Raw genomic sequence first — 20164 nt, forward strand, 5'->3', positions numbered from 1 at the left:
AGGTAACGGCTCTCCATGCGCATCATCGTTTTGGGATCGGCGGCCGGCGGTGGGCATCCGCAGTGGAATTGCCACACTCCCGCGAGTCAGCGGGCATGGCAACAAGCTGATGGTGCCCAGCGTCGTACCCAGGCCAGCATTGCCGTCAGCGCCGATGGTGAGCGCTGGGTGCTGATCAACGCCTCCCCCGATTTTCGCCAACAAATTCTCGCAACTCCCGCTCTCTGGCCACAACACGGTCTGCGGCATTCGCCGATCAAAGCGGTGCTGTTGACCAGCGGCGAGATCGACCATATCGCCGGGTTGCTGTCGATGCGAGAAAGCCAAGCGTTCTCGCTGCACGCCAGCAGCCGCGTGCTGGATCTACTCTCACAAAATCCCATCTTCGACGCGGTCAATCCGCAGTATGTGCAACGTCAGCTGTTTGCGCTCGACACGCCGTTGTCGCTGTTCGATCTGCAGCTCACTGCGTTTTCCGTGCCCGGCAAGGTGCCGTTATTCATGGAATCGCGCAGCGGCGGCGATCTGGCCGGCTCCAATGAAGAAACCCTCGGGCTCACCATCGACGACGGCCGGCACCGCGTGCATTACATTCCCGGCTGCGCGGCAATGACCGACGCCTTGCGCGCGCGCCTGCAAGGCGCCGAGCTGGTGTTCTTCGACGGCACGCTGTGGCGCGACGACGAGATGGTGCAGCTCGGCATCAGCCAGAAAACCGGCCAACGCATGGGCCATATGAGCATCGATGGCCCCGACGGCACCATCGCCGCGTTCGCACCGCTGGATGTGGCGCGCAAGATTTTCATCCATATCAACACCACCAATCCCGTGCTCAATACCCACTCGCCGGAATCCGCCAGCGCGCGCGCCAGCGGCTGGGAGGTTGCGCACGACGGCCTGGAGATCACCCTGTGACCGCCCCGCTCTCCCCCGATCAACTGGAAGCGGATTTGCGTGCAATCGGCGCACGTCTGTATCACGACCAGCATCCATTCCATGCGCTGTTGCACGACGGCAAGCTCGATCGCGGCCAGGTCCAGGCCTGGGCCTTGAATCGCTTCGAATACCAGCGCTGCATTCCGCTGAAGGACGCCGCGATTCTGGCGCGCATGGAAGACCCCGCGCTGCGGCGGATCTGGCGGCAACGCATTCTCGACCACGACGGCAATAGCGCCACCGATGGCGGCATCGCGCGATGGCTGCACCTGACCGATGCGCTGGGCCTGGATCGCACGCTGGTCGAATCCGGGCGTGCGCTACTGCCCTGCACGCGCTTTGCAGTGCAGGCCTACCTGCAGTTCGTGCGCGAAAAAAGCCTGCTCGAAGCGATAGCCTCCTCGCTGACCGAGTTGTTCGCCCCCAACATCATCGGCCGGCGCGTGGCCGGCATGCTCAAGCACTACGACTTTGTTTCTCCAGAAGCGCTGGCCTACTTCGAGCATCGCCTGACCGAAGCGCCGCGCGATTCGGACTTCGCGCTCGACTACGTCAAGCAGCACGCCGATACCGTCGAGAAGCAGGAGTTGGTCAAGGCCGCGTTGCATTTCAAGTGCTCGGTGTTGTGGGCGCAACTGGACGCGCTGCATGTGGCCTACGTCACGCCGGGCATCGTGTGGCCGGATGCGTTCGTGCCCGACCGCGATGCCAGCCGGGCTGCTGCGTGAGCAGCATCACCCGCGATAGCCAGCCAGCCCTGCGGGCGGGCGTGCGCTTGCAGCACGATCGCGCACGCGATCAATGGGTGCTGCTGGCGCCAGAACGCGTGGTCGAGCTGGACGAGATCGCGTTGGTGGTGGCGCAGCGTTACGACGGCGCGCGTTCGCTGGCGCAGATCGCCCAGGAACTGGCTGCCGAATTCGATGCCAACGCCGCCGATATCGAGGTCGATGTGATCGAACTCACCGACACCCTGCATCAGAAGCGTCTGCTGCGGCTATGAACATCGCACCCCCACCGCTGTCGGTGTTGTTGGAGCTGACGCACCGCTGCCCGTTGGCGTGCCCGTATTGCTCCAACCCAATTGCACTGGCGGCGCAGCGCGAGGAAATGGACACCGCCGGCTGGCGCTCGCTGCTGGAGCAGGCTGCGGACATGGGCGTATTGCAGGCGCATTTTTCCGGCGGCGAACCGATGCTGCGCAAGGATCTGCCCGAACTGGTGGCGCATGCGCGCGCGCTCGGGCTGTACAGCAACCTGATCACCTCCGGCGTGGCCGGCGGCGAGCCGATGCTGGATCAACTGCAGGCTGCCGGGCTTGAGCATGTGCAGCTGAGCGTGCAGGACGTCGACCCTGCCGGTGCCGATCGCATTGCCGGCTATCGCAACAGTCTGTCGAAAAAGCGCGAGTTCGCCGCTGCCGTGCGTGCGCGTGGTTTGCCGCTGACGCTCAATGCGGTGCTGCACCGCCACAACGCCGAGCGCGTACCCGGCATGATTGCGCTGGCGCTGGAATGGCAGGCCGAGCGCATCGAAGTGGCCCACACCCAGTATTACGGTTGGGGCCTGCGTAATCGTGCTGCGCTGATGCCTAGCCGCGAGCAATTGATGGCCACCATCGCCGCTGTGGAAACTGCGCGGCGCGAGGTCGGCGACCGCCTGGCGATCGACTTCGTCAGCCCCGATTATTACGCGCGCCAGCCCAAGCCCTGCATGGGTGGCTGGGGCCAGCGCTTCGTCAATATTTCCCCGCGCGGCGACGTGCTGCCATGCCATGCAGCAGAAACCATCGCAGGCATGCGCTTTGACACTCTGCGCGAGCGCTCGTTGGCCGATATCTGGAACAACGGCGAAGCCTTCGTGCGCTTTCGTGGCACCGCATGGATGCCGGACGTGTGCCAAGGCTGCCCCAAGCGCGAGATCGACTGGGGCGGCTGCCGCTGCCAGGCCCTGGCGCTCAGCGGCGATGCCGCCACGCTGGACCCTGTCTGCGAACGCTCACCGATGCATGCACAGGTGCGCGCAACCGCCGAAAGCGAGGCAGCAGCTACTGCGCCGGAGTTCATCTACCGGCGTCCGAGTCGTTCCGAACGCGCCCCGTCGGTCACCGCAGACACACCGGAATAACCGGCTTCGGCCGACGCTAATAGCGCCCGCATTAGCTGTCTCTTCTCTCCGGATGGCTTGCATGTCGCGCGCTCCGCATTCCCCTGCCGGTCTGAGATGAGCGCCGAACAGGCCAAGGAAGCCGGCCGCCGGGAAATCGTCGTCAAGAACCGCAGCTTCTTCGACTTCGGCAGCAAGGAACCGATCGAAAGCAACATCGTCGGCGAGTTCAAGGACTTTTCGAAGGGCCGCGTCTACACGCTGGCCAATGGCCAGGACTTGGAGCAAACCGACGCCGCCAGCCTGTCTAGAGTCCGCAAGAATGCGCCCAAGGTCAGGATCAAGCCGGGTCTGGTCGGTGTGTGGTATCTGCAAGATCGAGGGCTACAACACGCCGGCCAAGGTGCGACGGATCAAGTAAGCGCAGTAACCACACTGTACGCCAGCCGACAGTAGTAGCCGCCTGGCTTGCCTGTGCTGTGCACCGGCAGCGTAGCTTGATCACTGCTGTTGCTTTGTTTGTCAGTCGCTCCAGGCGAACAGTGCGTCAGGTGTTGCGCCGATACCTGGCAGACTTGCTGCGAAAGCAAACGACGTGGGCACAACGATCGCCGCGTCGCCGCCAATACATAAGACAGTGACTGACACAAGCACGACATCCGGAGAACACGCATGAGTTCGATGACACGTTACACGCTTGCTTTGCTGGCCTTATTGGCCTTGTTCGCAGTCTCTATGCCTGCGTTTGCAGCAACTGCCGCTGCTAGGTCCGCGCAGCAGTGCGCTGATGCTCCCGAGGTTGGATTTGGCCAAGCCTTGGTGTGCTATCACGATGCCGTGGAACAGCAGCCGCTGGTCTATACGCGCGGCGCCACCAGCAGCGTTGCCGGTGTCGAACGGCGCGATTACCTGCTGACCTCGCAAGATTGGTCGCCCGAGACACTGGTCACGCCGGCCAGTTGGCACCACGAGGTGGCGATCTATGTGCCGACAGATGCGCTGCCAACACGCGCGCTGTTGATCTCCACCAACGGCACGCGTCATCCGGTGGCGCAATCGGCCAGCGAGTTGCCGCCCGAAGCACTGGCTACACTGGCGCGACGTACTCGCACGGTCGTCGTCGGACTTAGCGATATTCCCAATCAGGCGCTCACCTACCGCGACGACGGAACGCAGCGCCGCGAAGACGATAGCGTGGCCTATAGCTGGTCGCTGTTTTTGAAAGCCCCGCAGCAACGCAAGACCATGCCGCTATATGTGCCGATGGCGGCCGCGATCGCGCGCACCATGAGTCTGGCCGAGCGCGAGCTGGCGCCATTGCAGATCCATCGCTTCATTCTCGCCGGTGCATCCAAGCGCGGATGGGCGAGTTGGCACGCCACGATCGCCGACCAACGCGTAGAAGCGGTGGTGCCGTTCGTGATCGACATCCTCAATATGCCAGCGGTGTTGGACCACACGTATCGCGCGTATGGCGGCAATTGGCCGATCGCATTCAATGCCTATGCCAAGCAAGGAATCACCTCGCAATTGCACACGCCGGCATTCGCGCAACTGGTGCAGCTGCAAGATCCGCTGAGTTATCTGTACACGCCGTACCGCAAGCGTCTGGCCGTGCCCAAGTACATCGTCAATGCCAGCGGCGACGATTTCTTTCTGCCAGACAACACACAGTTCTTTTACCACGCGCTGCCTGGCAGCAAGGCCTTGCGCATGGTTCCCAATAGCGCGCACAACGGCATCCGTGCGTCGATGGTGGATACTCTGGCGCCCTTTGTCACGCGATTGCAGCAGCAGCGCCCGCTTCCCGAAGTCCGCGATACGCTGCGGGTGGGAGAACATCCGCAGATCCGCGTCCGCTCTTCGGAACGTCCCACGCAATTGCGCCTATGGAGCGCGACCAATCCGCTGGCGCGCGATTTCCGCTACGCCTGCGGCATCCGCTATAGCGCTACTTCCATCTCGCTTGCCAACGCCAACAAGGTGTCGGTGCCGGTGCAGATTCCCGACGTAGGCTGGAGCGCGTATTTCGTCGAAGCCACCTATGCGGATGGATTCGTCGCCACCAGCCAGACCTACGTGCTGAGCAAGCAGCAATACCCCAGGCAAGCGCCCCCAACCGACAACGCGGCGTGCAGCACGCTGCCGGGCGTTGCCAGTGCCCCCGCTGCGCACTGAGTCAGCGGTCGTACCGCAGCACTTTCGCCAATGCGGGCGGCAGCGCCGGCTTGTCGGTCGCATATCACTTCGCGCAGCACTCCGTGATGGCGTGGTCGGTGTTCTACATGAAGATCGACAACTACATCGACACCAGCGCCAGCGTAGAGCGCCAATACAACGCACTGCGGGACACTACACCACAGAGCTGGGCGCAGTTGCGCGGCAGTAACGGCTGTACCGCCGATGGGTGTTGCGACTACAGCATCCAGCGGCTACGCAATGCCGGCGGTGGCAAGGTCAAAGGCTTCAATATTTCTTTCCACCGGTGCGGCGCCGACAAGCGTGGCTCACTCTGCCGAACTCGGGGCAAGTGCCGGCTATGTGTTCAACCCGAGCTGGTCGTTGCAGATCGATGCGCAGAACCTGCTGGACGAGGAATATCTGCAGTATTTCGGCGACAAGGAGCACTTGGCCAATGGCTACAAGAACGGCCGCCGTTTACATGGCGAGCCTGCATGTGAGTTTCTAAGCGCGAGTAAAGAGCTACTGCGGCCACAGTCGGAAGGTGCGCCCGGTGCCTGGTGCTCTGTATGGCATGTGCCGCTCGTGTACTGCGATTCTGAGCGCAGCGTCCGCACCCACCTGACGACTGCTGGTTACGTTCTGTTAGACGCTTCAAGTGGGGGCACGCGCTGTCCGCTGCGGCAGATGCGATCTGTCGGAACAGCCAGTTGTTGATGTCAGTGCGTGTGTGCTCGGATCAGCGCATCCGGATGACAGCGAGCGGCGACTTCCATACGTCAAGCACAGCTCAACTCCGCAACGCCGCCACCCGCTGCGACAACTTCTTCGCAGACACGCCCGACTTCGCACCCAGTTCCTGCGCGAAGACCGACACGCGCAGCTCTTCCAGACCCCAACGCAGCGATTGCCATTCCTCACGCTGCTGCAAGCCGCGCGCGGCTGCGTCGTCCAATGCATCCACGAACGGCTTGAGTTCGAGCATGCGTACCTGGTCGCGGACCGGATCGCGCTTGGCCCGCTCGGTGCGCAGGATCATCGCCTTGAGGTAACGCGGATAATTGGCCAGCGCCTCGGCAGGTGTCTCGCGCAGAAAACCGGCGCGCACCAGCGCGCGCAGCTGCTGCTCCATATCGTCCAGATTGCCGCGCGCCCAGCCCATCAACGGCGCCTCCAGCAGCGGCTTGAGTTCGGCGACCGCATCGAGAATGCTTTCGGCCAGCTTCAGCCGTTTCATCGCCTCGCCGAACAGGCGCTTGATCGCATCGTCGCGGCGTTGGGCAAAGGCGCCCGGTTCGCGGATGGCGCCCAAGCCCTCAGCCAATACCGCATTGAGGGCGGCATCGACCAGATCGCCACGCAGGCGTTCCTGCGATTCGATTGCCGCATACAGCAGCCCAGTCTTGGGCGACACCGGCAATTGCTTGCGTGCCTGCTTGATCTTGTCGGCCAGCGCGATTTCCAGCAGCCGGCGCACGCCGTGTGGATGCGCCTTTGCCGCCTCATTGCGATCGGCGAAGATGCGTAGCGCCGCATCTTCGCCCTGATCCACCAGTGCAGGATATGCCGGCACACCGGCCTCGCCCGCCACCTGCTCGGGGATCGGCGTGGCCGGAAAATCACGCAAGCCTTCAGCGGCCAAGGCACGGCCGGCACGCGCGGCAAACGCCTGAGCGGCACGCCCCCCGAAGCGCGCGCGCAGCCCATCCAGATCGCGCGATTCGGCCAGCACCTTGCTGTCGTCATCGCGCAAGCGCAGGTTCATCAGCAAGTGCGTGTCCAGCGATTCTTCGTCGAAGTCCAGCGCTGCCACCTGGGTGCCGGTGGCCTTGGTCAGAAAACGTGCCAGCTCGCCGCGGATATCGTCGGCAGAGGCGATGCTGTAGGCCTCATAGAACGCACGGCCGAAATCCGGCGCCGGCACATAATTGCGACGCTGCGCCTTGGGCAGGCTGCGAATCAATGCCGATGCCTTATCGGCAACGAAACCCGGCGCAAGCCACGACAAGCGTGCCGGATCCAGCGCATTGAGCAGGTGCAGCGGCACATCCAGGGTGACGCCATCATCGATGGCGCCCGGCTCGAAGCGGTAATGCAACGGCAGCCGCGCATCGCCAAGCGGGAAATACTTCGGAAAGCGATCTGCCTCGCTGCCTTCGCCCGGCAGCAGATCGTTCAACGACCAATGCAGGCTGCGGCGCTTGTCCGGCGGTAATGTCTTCCACCATGCATCCAGCCCGCTGGCCGAATGCAGCTCGGCCGGAATGCGATCCAGATACCAGCGCGCCTGCCAGTCTTCATCGGCGACGATGCCGGCGCGGCGCAGCTTGGCTTCTTCCTCGCGCGCCTGCTCCAGCACCTTGAGGTTGTCGGCCACGAACGCCGCGCGCGTGTTGATCTCGCCAGTCACCAGACCCTGGCGCACGAACAGATCGTGCGCGGCGGGCGGGTCGATCTTGCCGAAATGCACCGGCTTTTTCGGCGCCAGCACCAGCCCGAACAGACTGATCTGCTCGGACGCCACCACCTGCCCCTGCGCACGCGACCAATGCGGGTCGAAATGCTTGCGTGCCAGCAGATGCCCCAGCTCGGCGATCGCCCAGTCCGGCTCGATCGCCGCATTGGTCATGCCCCAGACTTTTTGCGTATCCAGCAGCGTGGCGGCCAGCATCCACGGCGGCGGTTTACGCGCCAATGCCGAGCCGGGGAACGGCACGAACCGGCGTTGCCTCGCGGCGAGAAAGTCGCCTTTTTCGGTGCGATGGCCGATCTGCGTGGGCAGGCCTGCCAGCAGCGCGCGATGCAAGGCCTGATACGCCGCTGCACGTTCGCGCTCGCTGGTAGATGCCGAGGCCTCGGCCGCTTCGGCCTGCTTGCTGGCAGCAGCAGAGGTGTGTTGTGCAGGTGGCGCACTCGGATCCGGCTTGCCTTCGCGCGCCAGCCGCGCAGCGCGATGCAGCTGCCCGCGCGTCGGCAGGTTTGCGTTGCGCCCATCCTCGCGCGCAGGCGCGTTGGCACCGGCCAGCAACGGCGCCAACATCACATTGGCCGGCTCTTCGCTCCAACCGAGTTGCTCGCATAGCAGCCGCAACTGCCGATGCAGCTCTCGCCACTCGCGCATGCGCAAAAAGCCCAGAAAATGCCGATTGCACCACTCGCGCAACTTGGACTGGGTGAGATCTTCGTGCACCTGTCGGTACGCCTCCCACAAACGCAGGATGCCGACGAATTCCGAGCGCGCATCGGCAAACAGCGCATGTGCGTTGTCGGCGACCTCGCGTGCCTCAGGCGGGCGCTCGCGCGGATCCTGGATGCCCAAGAACGCGGCGATGACGATCATCTCGCGCAGGCAGCCATGTTGCTGGGCGGCCACCAGCATGCGTGCCAGCTTGACGTCCACCGGCAGGCGCGCCATCTGGCGGCCAATCGCAGTCAAGCGTCGTTCGGCATCGGTCGCACCCAGTTCCAACAATTGCTGCCAGCCATCGGCCACCGTACGCTCGTCGGGCACTTCCAGGAATGGGAAATCCTCGATCCGCCCCAGGCCCAACTGCAGCATGCGCAGGATCACGCCCGACAACGATGCCCGCCGGATTTCCGGGTCGGTAAACGCCGGCCGCGCGGCAAAGTCCGCTTCGGCATACAGGCGGTAGCAGATGCCCTCGGCAATGCGCCCGCAGCGGCCCATGCGCTGGTTGGCGCTGGCCTGCGAGATCGGCTCGATATGTAGACGGTCCAGCTTCTGGCGCGGGCTGTAGCGCTTGATCCGCGCAAAGCCCGGATCCACCACATAACGGATGCGCGGCACCGTCAGCGAGGTTTCGGCCACGTTGGTGGCCAGCACTAGGCGCCGACGCGGGCCCGGGTTGAACACCCGATCCTGATCGGCCGCCGACAGCCGCGCGTACAGCGGCACCACTTCGGTTTCGCGGTATTTGCGCTGTTCCAGCGACTGATGTGCATCGCGAATCTCGCGCTCGCCCGGCAAGAACATCAGCACATCGCCGCGCGGGTCGATGCGGGTGATTTCATCGATCGCCGCAACGATCGCATCGTTGACAGTGCGCTCGCCATCGCGGCCGTTGCTCTGCTCGCCATCGCCGCTATCGCCCACCTCGCCTTCGAGCGGGCGGTAGCGTACTTCGACCGGGAAGGTGCGGCCTTCCACATTGATCACTGGCGCATTGTCGAAATGCTGCGCGAAGCGCTCGGTATCGATGGTGGCCGAGGTCACGATCAGCTTGAGATCGGAGCGCTTTTGCAGCAGCTGCTTGAGATAACCCAACAGGAAATCGATGTTGAGGCTGCGCTCGTGCGCCTCGTCCACGATGATGGTGTCGTAGGCTGAAAGCCAGCGGTCGCTGGCGATCTCGGCCAGCAGGATACCGTCGGTCATGAACTTGATCCGCGACTGCTCGCTCACCCGGTCGGTGAAGCGCACCTGGAAGCCGACCGTCGTGCCCAACGGCGTCTTCAACTCGTCGGCAACGCGCGCAGCCACGGCACGCGCGGCGATCCGGCGCGGCTGGGTGCAACCGATCATGCCGGCAGCACCGCGCCCGGCCGCCAGACACAGCTTGGGCAGCTGGGTGGTCTTGCCCGAGCCGGTTTCGCCGGCAATAACCACCACTGGATGGTCACGGATCAGCGCGATGATGCGCTCGGCCTCGCGCGCGATCGGTAGCTGCATGTCCAGCGTGATGTCAGGCTGCTGCTCGGCACGCGCCTGGCGCTGCGCCTGCGATGCCGCCAGCGCCTGCTCGAAGGCTTCACGCATTTGCGGGTTGCCGGGCTTGCCCTGCCAGCGCGACCATAAACCGAGCAACCGGCCGCGGTCACGGCTCATCGCGCCATCGACGGCCCGGCGGCGCTCACGCAAGGTGTTGGCAAGGTCGGTGTCGATAGCGCTCATTGATTGAAAAATGTGAAAGATTGAATGACAGGTGATCCTTTAGCTTGTCTATTGTGACGCCACATCAGTTCCCTCAGGAGAACCCTCCCTATGTCCAAGAAAAAGAACGCCAACAAGCCCGTCGTCATCCATGACGCATTAGACGCGCTGCCGGTTGCTGCTGCGTCGGCGCCACAGATCGATATCGGGATCAAGGACAGCGATCGCAAGCAGATCTCCGACGGTCTGGCGCGCTACATGGCTGACGCCTTCACGTTGTATCTGAAGACCCACAACTTCCATTGGAACGTCACCGGGTCGATGTTCAACTCGCTGCACACCATGTTCGAGACCCAGTACACCGAGCAGTGGGCCGCCCTGGACGAAGTGGCAGAGCGCATCCGCGCTCTGGGCTATAACGCACCGGGCTCGTACCGCGAATTCGTCGCACTCACCTCGATCGCCGAAGAGCCGGGCCAGAGCGACAGCGCCGACTGGCGTGAAATGGTGCGCCAGCTGGTCAGCGGCAACGAAGCGGTGTGCCGCACCGCGCGCAAGGTGCTGGGCACCGCCGACGACGCCGGCGACGACCCAACCGTAGACCTGCTGACCCAGCGTCTGCAAACCCACGAGAAGTACGCGTGGATGCTGCGCTCCTTACTGCAGTAACGCGCCGCTTTTGTTAGCGCGCGGCCATCTCGGGTACTGATCAGCACAAACGTTTTCTGATCAGCACTGGCTTTCAGACCCCGGGCAGCCCCTCTCCCGCTCGGGACCTCGGTCCCCTTCATTGGGAGAGCCACTGTCTTGATCAACTGGCGGCGCTGGCCGCCAGTTGATCGCGCAGCTTGGCCTTGACAATGACCACATGGTTGCGCTTGGCCGCCACAATGGCGACCTTGCCCGCTTTGCTTTATGCACGTAGCCGCTGGTAAAGGGCGCACAGGGTGGGGTTGAAGCGCACCGCTACCAGCTGCACCGCCGGATTGGGATGAGGGTACGCGCGACGCCTCGTGTCTGTTCAATCACACAACACTTGACACGCACGCTAATTGCCCAACCCACCGCATCACGGCAATCCCTGACGCGCCAGCACACACCGCCGCCGACCAGAAGCCCGACCAGGACCTGACCCGCGCGGTATCCTAGGCGGATGCCTTCCCCCGCCCACGAACTGCTCAGCCGCGTCTTCGGTTACGACGACTTCCGCGGCCCCCAGCAGGCCATTGTCGAGCACGTCGCTGCTGGTAACGACGCCCTGGTTCTGATGCCCACCGGTGGCGGTAAATCGCTGTGCTACCAAGTGCCTGCGCTGCTGCGCGACGGCATCGGCATCGTGGTCTCGCCGCTGATCGCACTGATGCAGGATCAGGTAGAGGCGCTGCGCCAACTGGGCGTACGCGCCGAATTCCTCAATTCCACGCTGAATGCCGAGAACGCGCAGCGCGTCGAACACGCTTTGCTATCCGGCGATCTGGACCTGCTCTACGTTGCGCCGGAGCGGCTGCTGACCCAGCGCTTTCTGTCGTTACTGGAACGTAGCCCCATCGCACTGTTCGCCATCGATGAGGCGCATTGCGTCTCGCAGTGGGGCCACGACTTTCGCCCGGAATATCGCCAGCTCACCGTGCTGCACGAGCGCTGGCCGCATATCCCGCGCATGGCGCTGACCGCAACCGCCGATCCGCCAACCCAGCGCGAAATCGCCGAGCGGCTGGATCTGGTCGACGCGCGCCACTTCGTCAGCTCGTTCGACCGCCCCAACATCCGCTACACCGTGGTGCAAAAGGAAAACGCGCGCAAACAGCTGCGGGAATTTCTGGGCCGCTACCGCGGCTCGGCCGGCATCGTCTATGCCATGTCGCGGCGCAAGGTCGAAGAAACCGCGCAGCATCTATGCGCGCAAGGCTTCAACGCCCTGCCCTATCACGCCGGCTTGCCGGCCGAGGTGCGCGCAGAAAACCAGCGTCGTTTCCTGCGCGAAGACGGCATCATCATGACCGCTACCATCGCCTTCGGCATGGGCATCGACAAGCCGGACGTGCGCTTCGTGGCGCATGTGGATCTGCCTAAATCGCTGGAAGGCTACTACCAGGAAACCGGCCGCGCTGGTCGCGATGGCGACCCGGCCGCGGCCTGGCTCTGCTACGGCCTGGGCGATGTGGTGCTGCTCAAGCAGATGATCGAACAAGGCGAGGCCGCCGAGGAACGCAAGCGCCTGGAGCGCGCCAAGCTCGATCACCTGCTCGGCTACTGCGAATCGATGCAATGCCGCCGCCAGGTACTGCTGGCCGGATTCGGCGAGACCTATCCCAAGCCCTGCGGCAATTGCGACAACTGCCTGACCCCAGCAGCTGCATGGGATGCCACTGTCGCCTCGCAAAAGGCGCTCAGTTGCGTGTATCGCAGCGGCCAGCGCTTTGGCGTCGGCCATTTGATCGACATCCTGCGCGGTAGCGAAAACGAGCGCATCAAACAACTCGGCCACGACAAGCTGAGCACCTACGGCATCGGCCGCGATCTGGACGAGCGCACCTGGCGCGGAGTGTTCCGCCAATTGGTTGCAGCCAGCCTGTTGGAGGTCGATAGCGAAGGTCACGGCGGCCTGCGACTCACCGATGCCAGCCGTCAGGTGCTCAAGGGCGAGCGCCAGGTGATGATGCGACGCGAGAACCCGGCCGCCGGTCGCGAGCGCGATCGAGGCGTGCAACGTACCGGCCTACCGGTGCAGCAGCAGGATCTGGTGCTGTTCAATGCCTTGCGCGGCCTGCGCGCGAAACTTGCCAAGGAACAGAACGTGCCGGCGTTCGTGATTTTCCACGACAGCACCCTGCGCAACATCGCCGAACAACGGCCGACCAGCATCGATGCGCTGTCGCGCGTGGGCGGTATCGGTGGCGGCAAACTGGCCCGCTATGGTGCGCAGCTGATCGAGATCGTCCGCGAGCAAGGCTAATGCAACCGCGTATGTCAGCGCAGTGCCGACGCTGGCATAAAATTCCGCAGGATCGACAGCGCGCATTCAATCAGCCGTTGCTAGCTTCACCCTGCGAGCTGGCACGCGCTGCCAGGCCCTCTTAGTAGAGTACAGCCGATGAAACGCAGCCTGATTTTCTTGGTCGCTCTGTTCGCCGCCGGCAGCGCCCTCGCCCAAGCCAGCGATGGCGGCGCCGAGCCGGTGACGCCGCGCTCGCTTGACCTGAGCGTTCCGCAAGCGCCGGTGCAGTACCGCTCCGACCCCGAATACAGCACCGACCCGCCAGGCACCTTCTACGGTGACAAGAGCGGCCCCAAGCCTGCATTGGCACGCCCTAGCGCTGCGTCCATCGCCGCCGAGCGCGCCGAGCAATGCCAGGGCAAGCTGCACGGCGCGGTCGAAACCGGCATGGGATACTCCAATCGCCTTGGCAACAGCAACTGGCAGGCGGTCAATCTCAATTCCTGCAAGACCTATTACGACGACGATGGAAAGGCGCACCAGATCGGTGTCAGCATCAGTGTCGGACGTGACGAAGGCTCAATATTCGGCCCGCACTACGGGCCCGGCGGTTATGGTTCGGATCCGTTCGGTCGGTAATCACACGGCTCCGTCTGCGTTGACGGAGGGTTCACTGCCGCATCGCTGAAGATGCGGTTTGCCTTACGAGACGTGCTCATGTCGCAGATCAAGGAACGGCCGGTTGTATTCGTTGTCGAAGATGGCGACGGCACCCGACAACTTAGCTGCCTTGTGCTGGAAAGCTACGGTTTCACTTGCCGCAGCGCCGGTTCTATCGAAGAGGCGTTGACCCTGATCGAAAGTGACCCACGCGTCGATGTGTTGTTCTCCGATATCCACTTTCCGGGCGGTCTGACCGGCGTGGATCTGGCCGTCAAAACCGCGCACGCACCATACAATTTGGCAGTGCTGCTGACCTCCGGCCTGGCAGTCGAATATGTGGAAGAGATTCTGCCCGACGGCGTGGCCTTCCTGGAAAAGCCCTACACTCCCGAACAATTGCTGACCGCGATCCGCAGCGTAATGGCCAAGCACCGGGTGATTGCTACCCCGGTCGCGTAATGCTGGCAGCCGCGACTGGACGGCAGCCCACGGTCCCGGTATGAAATGCCAGATGGTCGGACCGATTCGACCGTGGTGCGCGCCCAGAGCATCAGCAGTGGCTCGATTGCGGGCGGGTTCAGGCCACCACTGCCACGCGATTTAGTGGCGTCTGCAACAGTGGCAGTATCGTGCAGATCGACTGTTCCGGCTTCCGCTGCACCTCGACCTTCCAGTGAATTGGACTTACGCGCGCGTCCTTCCATGCAAGCTTGTGTCGTGTTTCTCTGAGCGCGCGCGATTCAACTCAACGTTTGCAAAAGACCCGCTGGCGACCGCTCACTATCAGGTCCCTAAAGTCGAGCATATGTTTCGAAGGTCTCCTGCCTGCTTGCCGATCTTTGCAATCGAACGTCGTTGTGGATGCCTGACGCACCCTCTTTGCACATCCGCCGAATGAGCTTATGAAAGCCTGCTTGACCGATACCTAAAACGCAGCTGTTACGGCAATTTTCCGACTGGAAACTCACAAACTCCGCGATTGCCTCACCACCGGCATGGTTCGATCGTGTCCGCATCAAAAGACGTGGAGCAAGCCGACTCTTGCTGAGCAAACGCCATTGCAGCCGTGACGCAGCGCTCTTGCGTTGCTGCAGACGACCCCGTCGGCGCACGAATGCAGCGTATTTCACACGATCAAGCAGACCGCTCGCTAGGCTAAAGCGAGTGCAGCGCTCGGCTGCGGAAGACCTTCGGGAGATCCTTATGGGCGACAATTCGTTTCTATCGTCGGCCTTCATCATTTTGGTCATCGGTGTCATTGCCGTTGTGCTATTGCTGGTGACGCGCGCCAAGAAAAAACGCAACAAAAAGTAATCGATTGGGCATGGAACGCGCGACTCATCTTGCGCTCCATGCGCAGTGGCGGTGCAATGCAGATCAGTCAGGCGTCGGTCCACTCATGAGCGCTGCTCTTAATCCTACTGTGTCATTAAATCCGCAGATGCGGAGGCATCCCGTCAAGTAGTGCCGCTGCGATGTCCATGGCGATTGTCCAGCGCAGCGTCGCGATCGAGTCGCTCGCGTGGCGCTGGGCGCGCGATTGCCTTGCCGCGCGGTCGGTAATTCTCGGGTAAGGGAGATTCCGCGCATTCCGAGGGTTTTTTTAGGATTAGAACGTGTTCAAAGTCTTCCCTGCGTATGGGAACCTAGGTGTTCAGTCCCGGCATTAGATGGATCGGATTCACCTTGAACCGCTCGGGCTCGGATGTCCACTGTTTGCAGATGAATTCGTACGGTGTCAGACTCTTCAGGGCTTTGAGTCTGCGAGCGAAGTTGTAGGCGTCGATGAAGTTGGCCAAATGCTGTTGCAGTTGTGCGTGGTCGTCGTAATGGAAGCGTTTGACAGTGGCTTGCTTGATCGTCCGATTCATCCGCTCGACCTGCCCGTTGGTCCAGGGATGCTTGACCTTGGTCAGGCGATGTTCGATGCCGTGCTCCTCGCAGAGGCGACTGAAGAGATGCACGAAGGCGTAGCGGTCGGAACTGCGGTTGGTGAACTGGATGCCGTTATCCGTCAGAACCGTATGCAGGGTGTAGGGCACCGCCTGAATCACATTGCGCAGGAACTCAGCTTGTTGGCCGAGGGATGAAGCTCGGTGAGCGCAAACTTGGACGTTCTGTCGATGGCCACGAACAGATAGAGCTTGCCCTGGGCCGTCTGCAGCTCTGCGATGTCGATGTGGAAGTAGCCAATCGGATAGTGCTTGAACTGCTTTTTGGCAGGTTTGTTGCCTTTGATGTCTGGCAGTCGCGAGATGTCATGGCGCTGCAGGCAGCGGTGCAATGATGAGCGCGTCAGATGCCGGATGCTCGGCTGCAGTGCGTGGAGACAGTCGTCCAGCGGCAGCAATGTGTGCCTGCGGAAGGCGACGATCGCCGCCTCATCCTCAATGGACAACACCGTGGAACGTGGGTGCGTCGGCCCAGTTGGCAGATCCGCAACCGAACTGCGCTTCTTCCACTTCGCCACCGTCTTTTGATTGATGCCGTAGCGCTTGGAAAGCGCTCTCAGGCTCTCTTGACTCTGTTGTATCGCTCGACGGATCGCCTCTGTCGTGGTGGCGCTCCCATGCAGAACCTGGCCCATAGTGCTTCCTTCCATTCGAGGGAAAATAATGCACCATCAAAGCCTGGGATCAAACATCTAACACCCGCCGAGTTCCGCGATCAATATCGACCGCAGACCTCTAATTTTAGCTGGCATTGAATTGTGGGGAGTCGACAAATGATTGAACCGCCCCGGGATTTCGGGAGGCTGTTTGGTTTGAGTCACGCCGCTTTGGCGTAACCGGCCTGTTGTCGATAGTAAGCCTCTTCGGCTTCCGCTGGCGGAATGTTCCCGATCGACCCCAGCAAGCGTTTGTGGTTGTACCAGTCCACCCAATCCAGCGTGGCCAGTTCCACATCCTGGCGGTTGCGCCACGCGCGCCGGTGGATCACCTCGGCCTTGTACAACCCGTTGATCGTCTCGGCCAACGCGTTGTCATAGCTATCGCCCACGCTGCCCACCGACGGCTCGATCCCGGCGTCGGCCAGCCGCTCGGTGTAGCGGATCGACACATACTGCACGCCGCGGTCGGAGTGGTGGATCAGGCCGCCTTCGGTTGGACGACGCGCATGCAGCGCCTGCTCCAGCGCGTCCAGCACGAAGTCCGTGTGCGCCGTCTGCGACACCTTCCAGCCCACGATCCGCCGTGCGTACACGTCGATCACGAAGGCCACGTACACGAACCCGGCCCAGGTCGAGACATACGTGAAGTCGCTGACCCACAGTCGGTTCGGCGACGGCGCATGGAACTGTCGGTTCACCTTGTCCAGCGGGCACGGCCGCTTGTCGCTGATCGTGGTCTTGACCACCTTCCCGCGTACCACGCCGCGCAGGCCAAGTGCGCCCATCAGTCGCTCCACCGTGCAGCGGGCCACCGCATAGCCCTCGCGCTTGAGCTGCCGCCAGACCTTGCGCACGCCGTACACCTGTCGGTTCTGCTCCCATACCCGCCGGATCTGCGGGCGCAGCGCCTGGTCCTTCCACCAGCGGTTCGGGCGCAAGTTCGCGTCCGCTTCCCGCTGCGCGTGGCGGTAATACGTCGACGGGGCAACCTGCAGCACCTTGCAGATTGGCTCGACCCCGTGAACATCGCAATGTTCGGTCACGAACGTGGTCAGGGCTTGAAGCGGCGGTCGAGCTCCGCCTGGGCAAAATACGCGCTGGCCTTGCGCAGGATCTCGTTGGCTTGCCTCAGCTCGCGCACTTCGCGTTCCAGCGCTTTCATCCGCGTCCGCTCGTCCGTCGTCAGCCCCTGACGCTTGCCGGCATCACGCTCGGCCTGACGCACCCAGTTGCACAGCGTCTGCGACGAACAGCCAATCTTCCCGGCAATCGATTCGATCGCCGCCCACTGCGAGCCGTACTCGCCCTGATGCTCCCGCACCAGCCGAACCGCGCGCTCTCGCACTTCCGGTGAATATTTCGTCTTGCTCATCGCCCCATCTTCTCAAGAGTTGGAGCCTCCCGAAATCCCGGGGCGGTTCAGATTCAAGTTTGGGCTGAAGCGCTTGATAGATGTCGGCCTTGGACCTGCAAGAATTAGAAAGCATCTCTTTCAACAAACTCAACGTATAGTCGCTGATCGCTTCTAAGGCAACGCTGATCAAGCACCAGCATCAAGAACCCGCCCAACGGTTGAAGTCTCAACGCCACTGACGTGCGTCAGAAACCCGAGATGCTGGTTAAAAACACAGGATATTGGTGACTTGAAGCGGTGTGCGCCGGCTGGCGCAGCCCACTGTGCCCTTTTCGGGCGCAGTTATCCCACCAAGCGGGTGCGTGACAGGGACAGATTCGCCAATCCCAGCGCCACAAAGCGACGGTTGGCGTTCTTGGCCAAACCGCGATAACGCACCTTGGCAAACCCCCACAAGCGCTTGACCACCGCAAAGACATGCTCCACACGCGCGCGCACCTTGGATTTATTGCGGTTGCGGCGCCGCTCGGCTTCATCCACATGTCCGCCATTGCGCACCCGCCGATTGGTGAAATCGCGCGCATGCGGTGCGTGCGCGCGGATCAATTCCTTCTGGCTGGCATAGGCAGTATCGCCGTACAAACGACGCTCCCCACCGTGCAGCAAATCCCCGATCAAATGCTTGTCGTGGAGATTGGCTGCGGTAACTGCCGCGCTGTGCACCAGACCGGTGCGGCTATCAACGCCACTATGCAGTTTCATCCCGAAATACCACTGCTGCCCTTTGCGGGTCTGGTGCATCCCACCCTCCCGCGCCTTGTCTGCATTCTTGGTCGAGCTCGGCGCTGCAATCAGCGTGGCATCCACCAGCGTGCCGGTGCCAACCTTCAGCCCGTGGACCTGCAAATGCGTGTTGACCTCAGCGAACAACTCGCTTCCCAGGTCATCACGCTCCAACAAACGGCGAAACTTCAGCAGAGTCGTCGCATCCGGCACCCGCTCACGGCCCAGGTCGATCCCAACCAAGACCCGCAACGCGGTGCTGTCCAGCAACGCTTCTTCGCACGCCTGATCGGCCAGATTGAACCAGTGCTGCACAAAATACATCCGCAGCATCCGCTCCAACCCGATCGGCGGACGACCCTTGCCCGCCTTGGGAGACTGCGGCGCGATCACCGCACATAACGCCGACCACGGCACGATCTGCTCCATCGTGGACAAGACACATCCCGACGCGTCGGCCGACGGTACTGCTCAAATGCGCTTTGCTGATCCGCAGCTTTCGCCAGTGTCTGCTGTGTCATCGCTCTGTTCCAAAGCCTCCTGCGCAGGTTGCTGAGACTTTTTCAGCGTTGCCTTAGAGAGATCGACAGCAGTAAACGAAGCCATAATCGCTCCAAGCACCGAAGAAATGATCTTCGGCACTTGGGGCGAAATTATCTAACCGGGTAGTCTGTAAATAGGTGAAATACCAGTCGCCACTTAAAAATTTTAGGCGGCCGCCTTGCAGGTGAAAGTGCTTTTTGCTTCTGTCTTCACACCATCAGCGTCGACAACAGTGGTCAGCATTTCAAATGAAGTCGTCTTCGTGCTACTTGATCCGGTGCAGTACCACTCATTTGTCAATGGTGATGCTTGCTCAGTCACATATGTCTTGCTAAAATAAGAGCGGCTAACAAAACCCAGGAAGAAGCCGTAAGCAGATGATGGAGCATGCAAGCGAGAGCAACGCCAAGTGGAGATCGATGCGGCGTTCAAAGCGGATGCGCAGTTTGCCCATGCCTGCGAACCAGGCATGCGTGCGCTCGACGACCCAGCGATGACGGCCCAACCGGTCGTTGCGCGCGATCCCCTTGCGTGCGATCCGCGCAATGATGCCGCGCTGCTTGAGGAAGGCGCGACAGCGGTCGATGTCGTAAGCCTTGTCGGCGTGCAATTTGTCTGGCCAACGTCGCGGGCGCCCTGGTTTGCCACCAATTGGCGGCAAGGCGTCGATCAACTCCTCGAACACGACCGAGTCGTGCCGATTGGCGCCGGTGACGCACACTGCCAAGGGCACGCCGTTGCGGTCCACGATCAGATGCCGTTTGCTGCCGAGTTTGCCGCGATCGGTCGGGTTTGGCCCGGTGTAGGCGCCCCCCGGGGGGAGGCCACACTGGCGGCGTCCAGACTGGCTCGGCTCAGATCCAGCCTCTGGGCGCGACGCAGCTCGGTCAGCAACACCTGATGCAGACGATGCCACACACCGGCGGCTTGCCAATCACGCAACCGGCGCCAGCAGGTCATGCCGCTGCCATAGCCCAGTTCCACAGGCAGGTCTTCCCATGGCATGCCCGTGCGCAAGACATAGACGATGCCGTTGAGGGCTTGCTGATCACTGATGCGCGGCCGTCCACCTTTGGGCGAACGCTTCACTTGGGGAATCAGCGGCTCGATGCGCTTCCACAGCGCAATGGGGATCTCTTTGCGACGTGTCATGTCCGC

At 62.3% G+C, this 20164-nt stretch carries 14 protein-coding genes, 1 other RNA gene, 3 pseudogenes and 1 other annotated feature; of the genes and pseudogenes, 12 read left to right on the top strand and 6 right to left on the bottom strand.

Going from position 1 to position 20164, the window contains the following annotated elements:
* The first annotated feature begins 15 nt into the window (after positions 1-15).
* From pqqB to J5I97_RS15050, 8 genes and pseudogenes are all read left to right on the top strand, one after another.
* Positions 16-915 (top strand): pyrroloquinoline quinone biosynthesis protein PqqB, encoded by a 900-nt coding sequence (pqqB, locus tag J5I97_RS15015; protein WP_208587390.1) that lies wholly within the window; start codon positions 16-18, stop codon positions 913-915.
* On the top strand, positions 912-1664 hold the full coding sequence (gene pqqC / locus J5I97_RS15020; RefSeq protein WP_208587391.1) for a pyrroloquinoline-quinone synthase PqqC: 753 nt from the start codon (positions 912-914) through the stop codon (positions 1662-1664). Before pqqB ends, pqqC begins: the two co-directional genes overlap by 4 nt.
* Positions 1661-1939 (top strand): pyrroloquinoline quinone biosynthesis peptide chaperone PqqD, encoded by a 279-nt coding sequence (gene pqqD, locus J5I97_RS15025; RefSeq protein WP_208587392.1) that lies wholly within the window; start codon positions 1661-1663, stop codon positions 1937-1939. The genes pqqC and pqqD overlap by 4 nt, the downstream gene beginning before the upstream one ends.
* Entirely contained in the window at positions 1936-3063 is a 1128-nt protein-coding gene (gene pqqE / locus J5I97_RS15030) for a pyrroloquinoline quinone biosynthesis protein PqqE (RefSeq protein ID WP_208587394.1), read from the top strand. Before pqqD ends, pqqE begins: the two co-directional genes overlap by 4 nt.
* Positions 3064-3168: 105 nt before the next feature.
* A pseudogene (locus J5I97_RS15035) lies at positions 3169-3463 on the top strand (hypothetical protein); the annotation flags it as partial.
* Between the two features lie 251 nt (positions 3464-3714).
* Positions 3715-5220, top strand: coding sequence for a PhoPQ-activated pathogenicity-related family protein (locus tag J5I97_RS15040; protein ID WP_208587396.1), 1506 nt, complete (start codon positions 3715-3717; stop codon positions 5218-5220).
* A 17-nt stretch (positions 5221-5237) separates the two neighbouring features.
* Positions 5238-5731, top strand: a pseudogene (locus J5I97_RS15045) (hypothetical protein); the annotation flags it as partial.
* 66 nt (positions 5732-5797) lie between these two features.
* Positions 5798-5874, top strand: a non-coding RNA gene (locus J5I97_RS15050) — sX9 sRNA.
* 139 nt (positions 5875-6013) lie between these two features.
* On the opposite strand, the gene hrpA is transcribed toward J5I97_RS15050, so the two are convergent.
* The gene (gene hrpA, locus J5I97_RS15055; protein WP_208587397.1) at positions 6014-10135 is read right to left on the bottom strand and encodes an ATP-dependent RNA helicase HrpA; all 4122 of its coding nucleotides are present in this window, start codon (positions 10133-10135) and stop codon (positions 6014-6016) included.
* A gap of 90 nt (positions 10136-10225) precedes the next feature.
* On the opposite strand from hrpA, the gene J5I97_RS15060 reads away from it, so the two are divergent.
* The 4 genes from J5I97_RS15060 (at position 10226) to J5I97_RS15075 (ending at position 14174) form a co-directional block, all read left to right on the top strand.
* Complete coding sequence (locus tag J5I97_RS15060; protein ID WP_208587399.1) at positions 10226-10783, top strand: Dps family protein; 558 nt, start codon at positions 10226-10228, stop codon at positions 10781-10783.
* A 484-nt stretch (positions 10784-11267) separates the two neighbouring features.
* The gene (gene recQ / locus J5I97_RS15065; RefSeq protein ID WP_208587400.1) at positions 11268-13070 is read left to right on the top strand and encodes a DNA helicase RecQ; all 1803 of its coding nucleotides are present in this window, start codon (positions 11268-11270) and stop codon (positions 13068-13070) included.
* A 138-nt stretch (positions 13071-13208) separates the two neighbouring features.
* Positions 13209-13691 carry a hypothetical protein gene (locus J5I97_RS15070; RefSeq protein ID WP_208587402.1) on the top strand — a complete coding sequence of 161 codons (483 nt, stop codon included), beginning with the start codon at positions 13209-13211 and terminating at the stop codon, positions 13689-13691.
* 78 nt (positions 13692-13769) lie between these two features.
* Positions 13770-14174 carry a response regulator gene (locus J5I97_RS15075; RefSeq protein ID WP_208587404.1) on the top strand — a complete coding sequence of 135 codons (405 nt, stop codon included), beginning with the start codon at positions 13770-13772 and terminating at the stop codon, positions 14172-14174.
* Between the two features lie 1187 nt (positions 14175-15361).
* Here the strand turns inward: J5I97_RS15075 and J5I97_RS15080 are convergent.
* The 5 genes and pseudogenes from J5I97_RS15080 to J5I97_RS15100 all read right to left on the bottom strand — a co-directional run bounded on the left by J5I97_RS15080 (position 15362) and on the right by J5I97_RS15100 (position 20158).
* Positions 15362-16302 (bottom strand): annotated as a pseudogene (locus tag J5I97_RS15080) (IS481 family transposase).
* Positions 16303-16484: 182 nt separating this feature from the next.
* Positions 16485-17698 (bottom strand): IS3 family transposase gene (locus J5I97_RS15085; RefSeq protein WP_208586298.1). Its coding sequence is split into 2 segments (ribosomal slippage): positions 16485-17416 and positions 17416-17698, totalling 1215 coding nucleotides; the frame shifts between segments, so codons are not numbered across the junction.
* Positions 17307-17423 (bottom strand) — a sequence feature (AL1L pseudoknot). It overlaps the preceding gene by 117 nt.
* Positions 17699-18022: 324 nt before the next feature.
* A protein-coding gene (locus tag J5I97_RS15090; protein ID WP_345776681.1) for an IS5 family transposase occupies positions 18023-18984 on the bottom strand; the annotation gives its coding sequence in 2 pieces (ribosomal slippage) (positions 18023-18906 and positions 18906-18984; 963 coding nt in all).
* Positions 18935-19105, bottom strand: a complete 171-nt coding sequence (locus J5I97_RS15095; protein WP_208591842.1) for a hypothetical protein — start codon at positions 19103-19105, stop codon at positions 18935-18937. Before J5I97_RS15095 ends, J5I97_RS15090 begins: the two co-directional genes overlap by 50 nt.
* 247 nt (positions 19106-19352) lie before the next feature.
* Positions 19353-20158, bottom strand: a protein-coding gene (locus tag J5I97_RS15100; RefSeq protein ID WP_208587405.1) for an IS5 family transposase whose coding sequence is annotated in 2 segments (ribosomal slippage) — positions 19353-19828 and positions 19828-20158 — 807 coding nt in all. Because the reading frame shifts where the segments join, the coding sequence is not laid out codon by codon here.
* Between the last annotated feature and the right edge of the window lie 6 nt (positions 20159-20164).

Origin of the sequence: Xanthomonas fragariae, assembly GCF_017603965.1 — a bacterium.
GTDB classification, from domain to species: Bacteria; Pseudomonadota; Gammaproteobacteria; order Xanthomonadales; family Xanthomonadaceae; genus Xanthomonas; species Xanthomonas fragariae_A.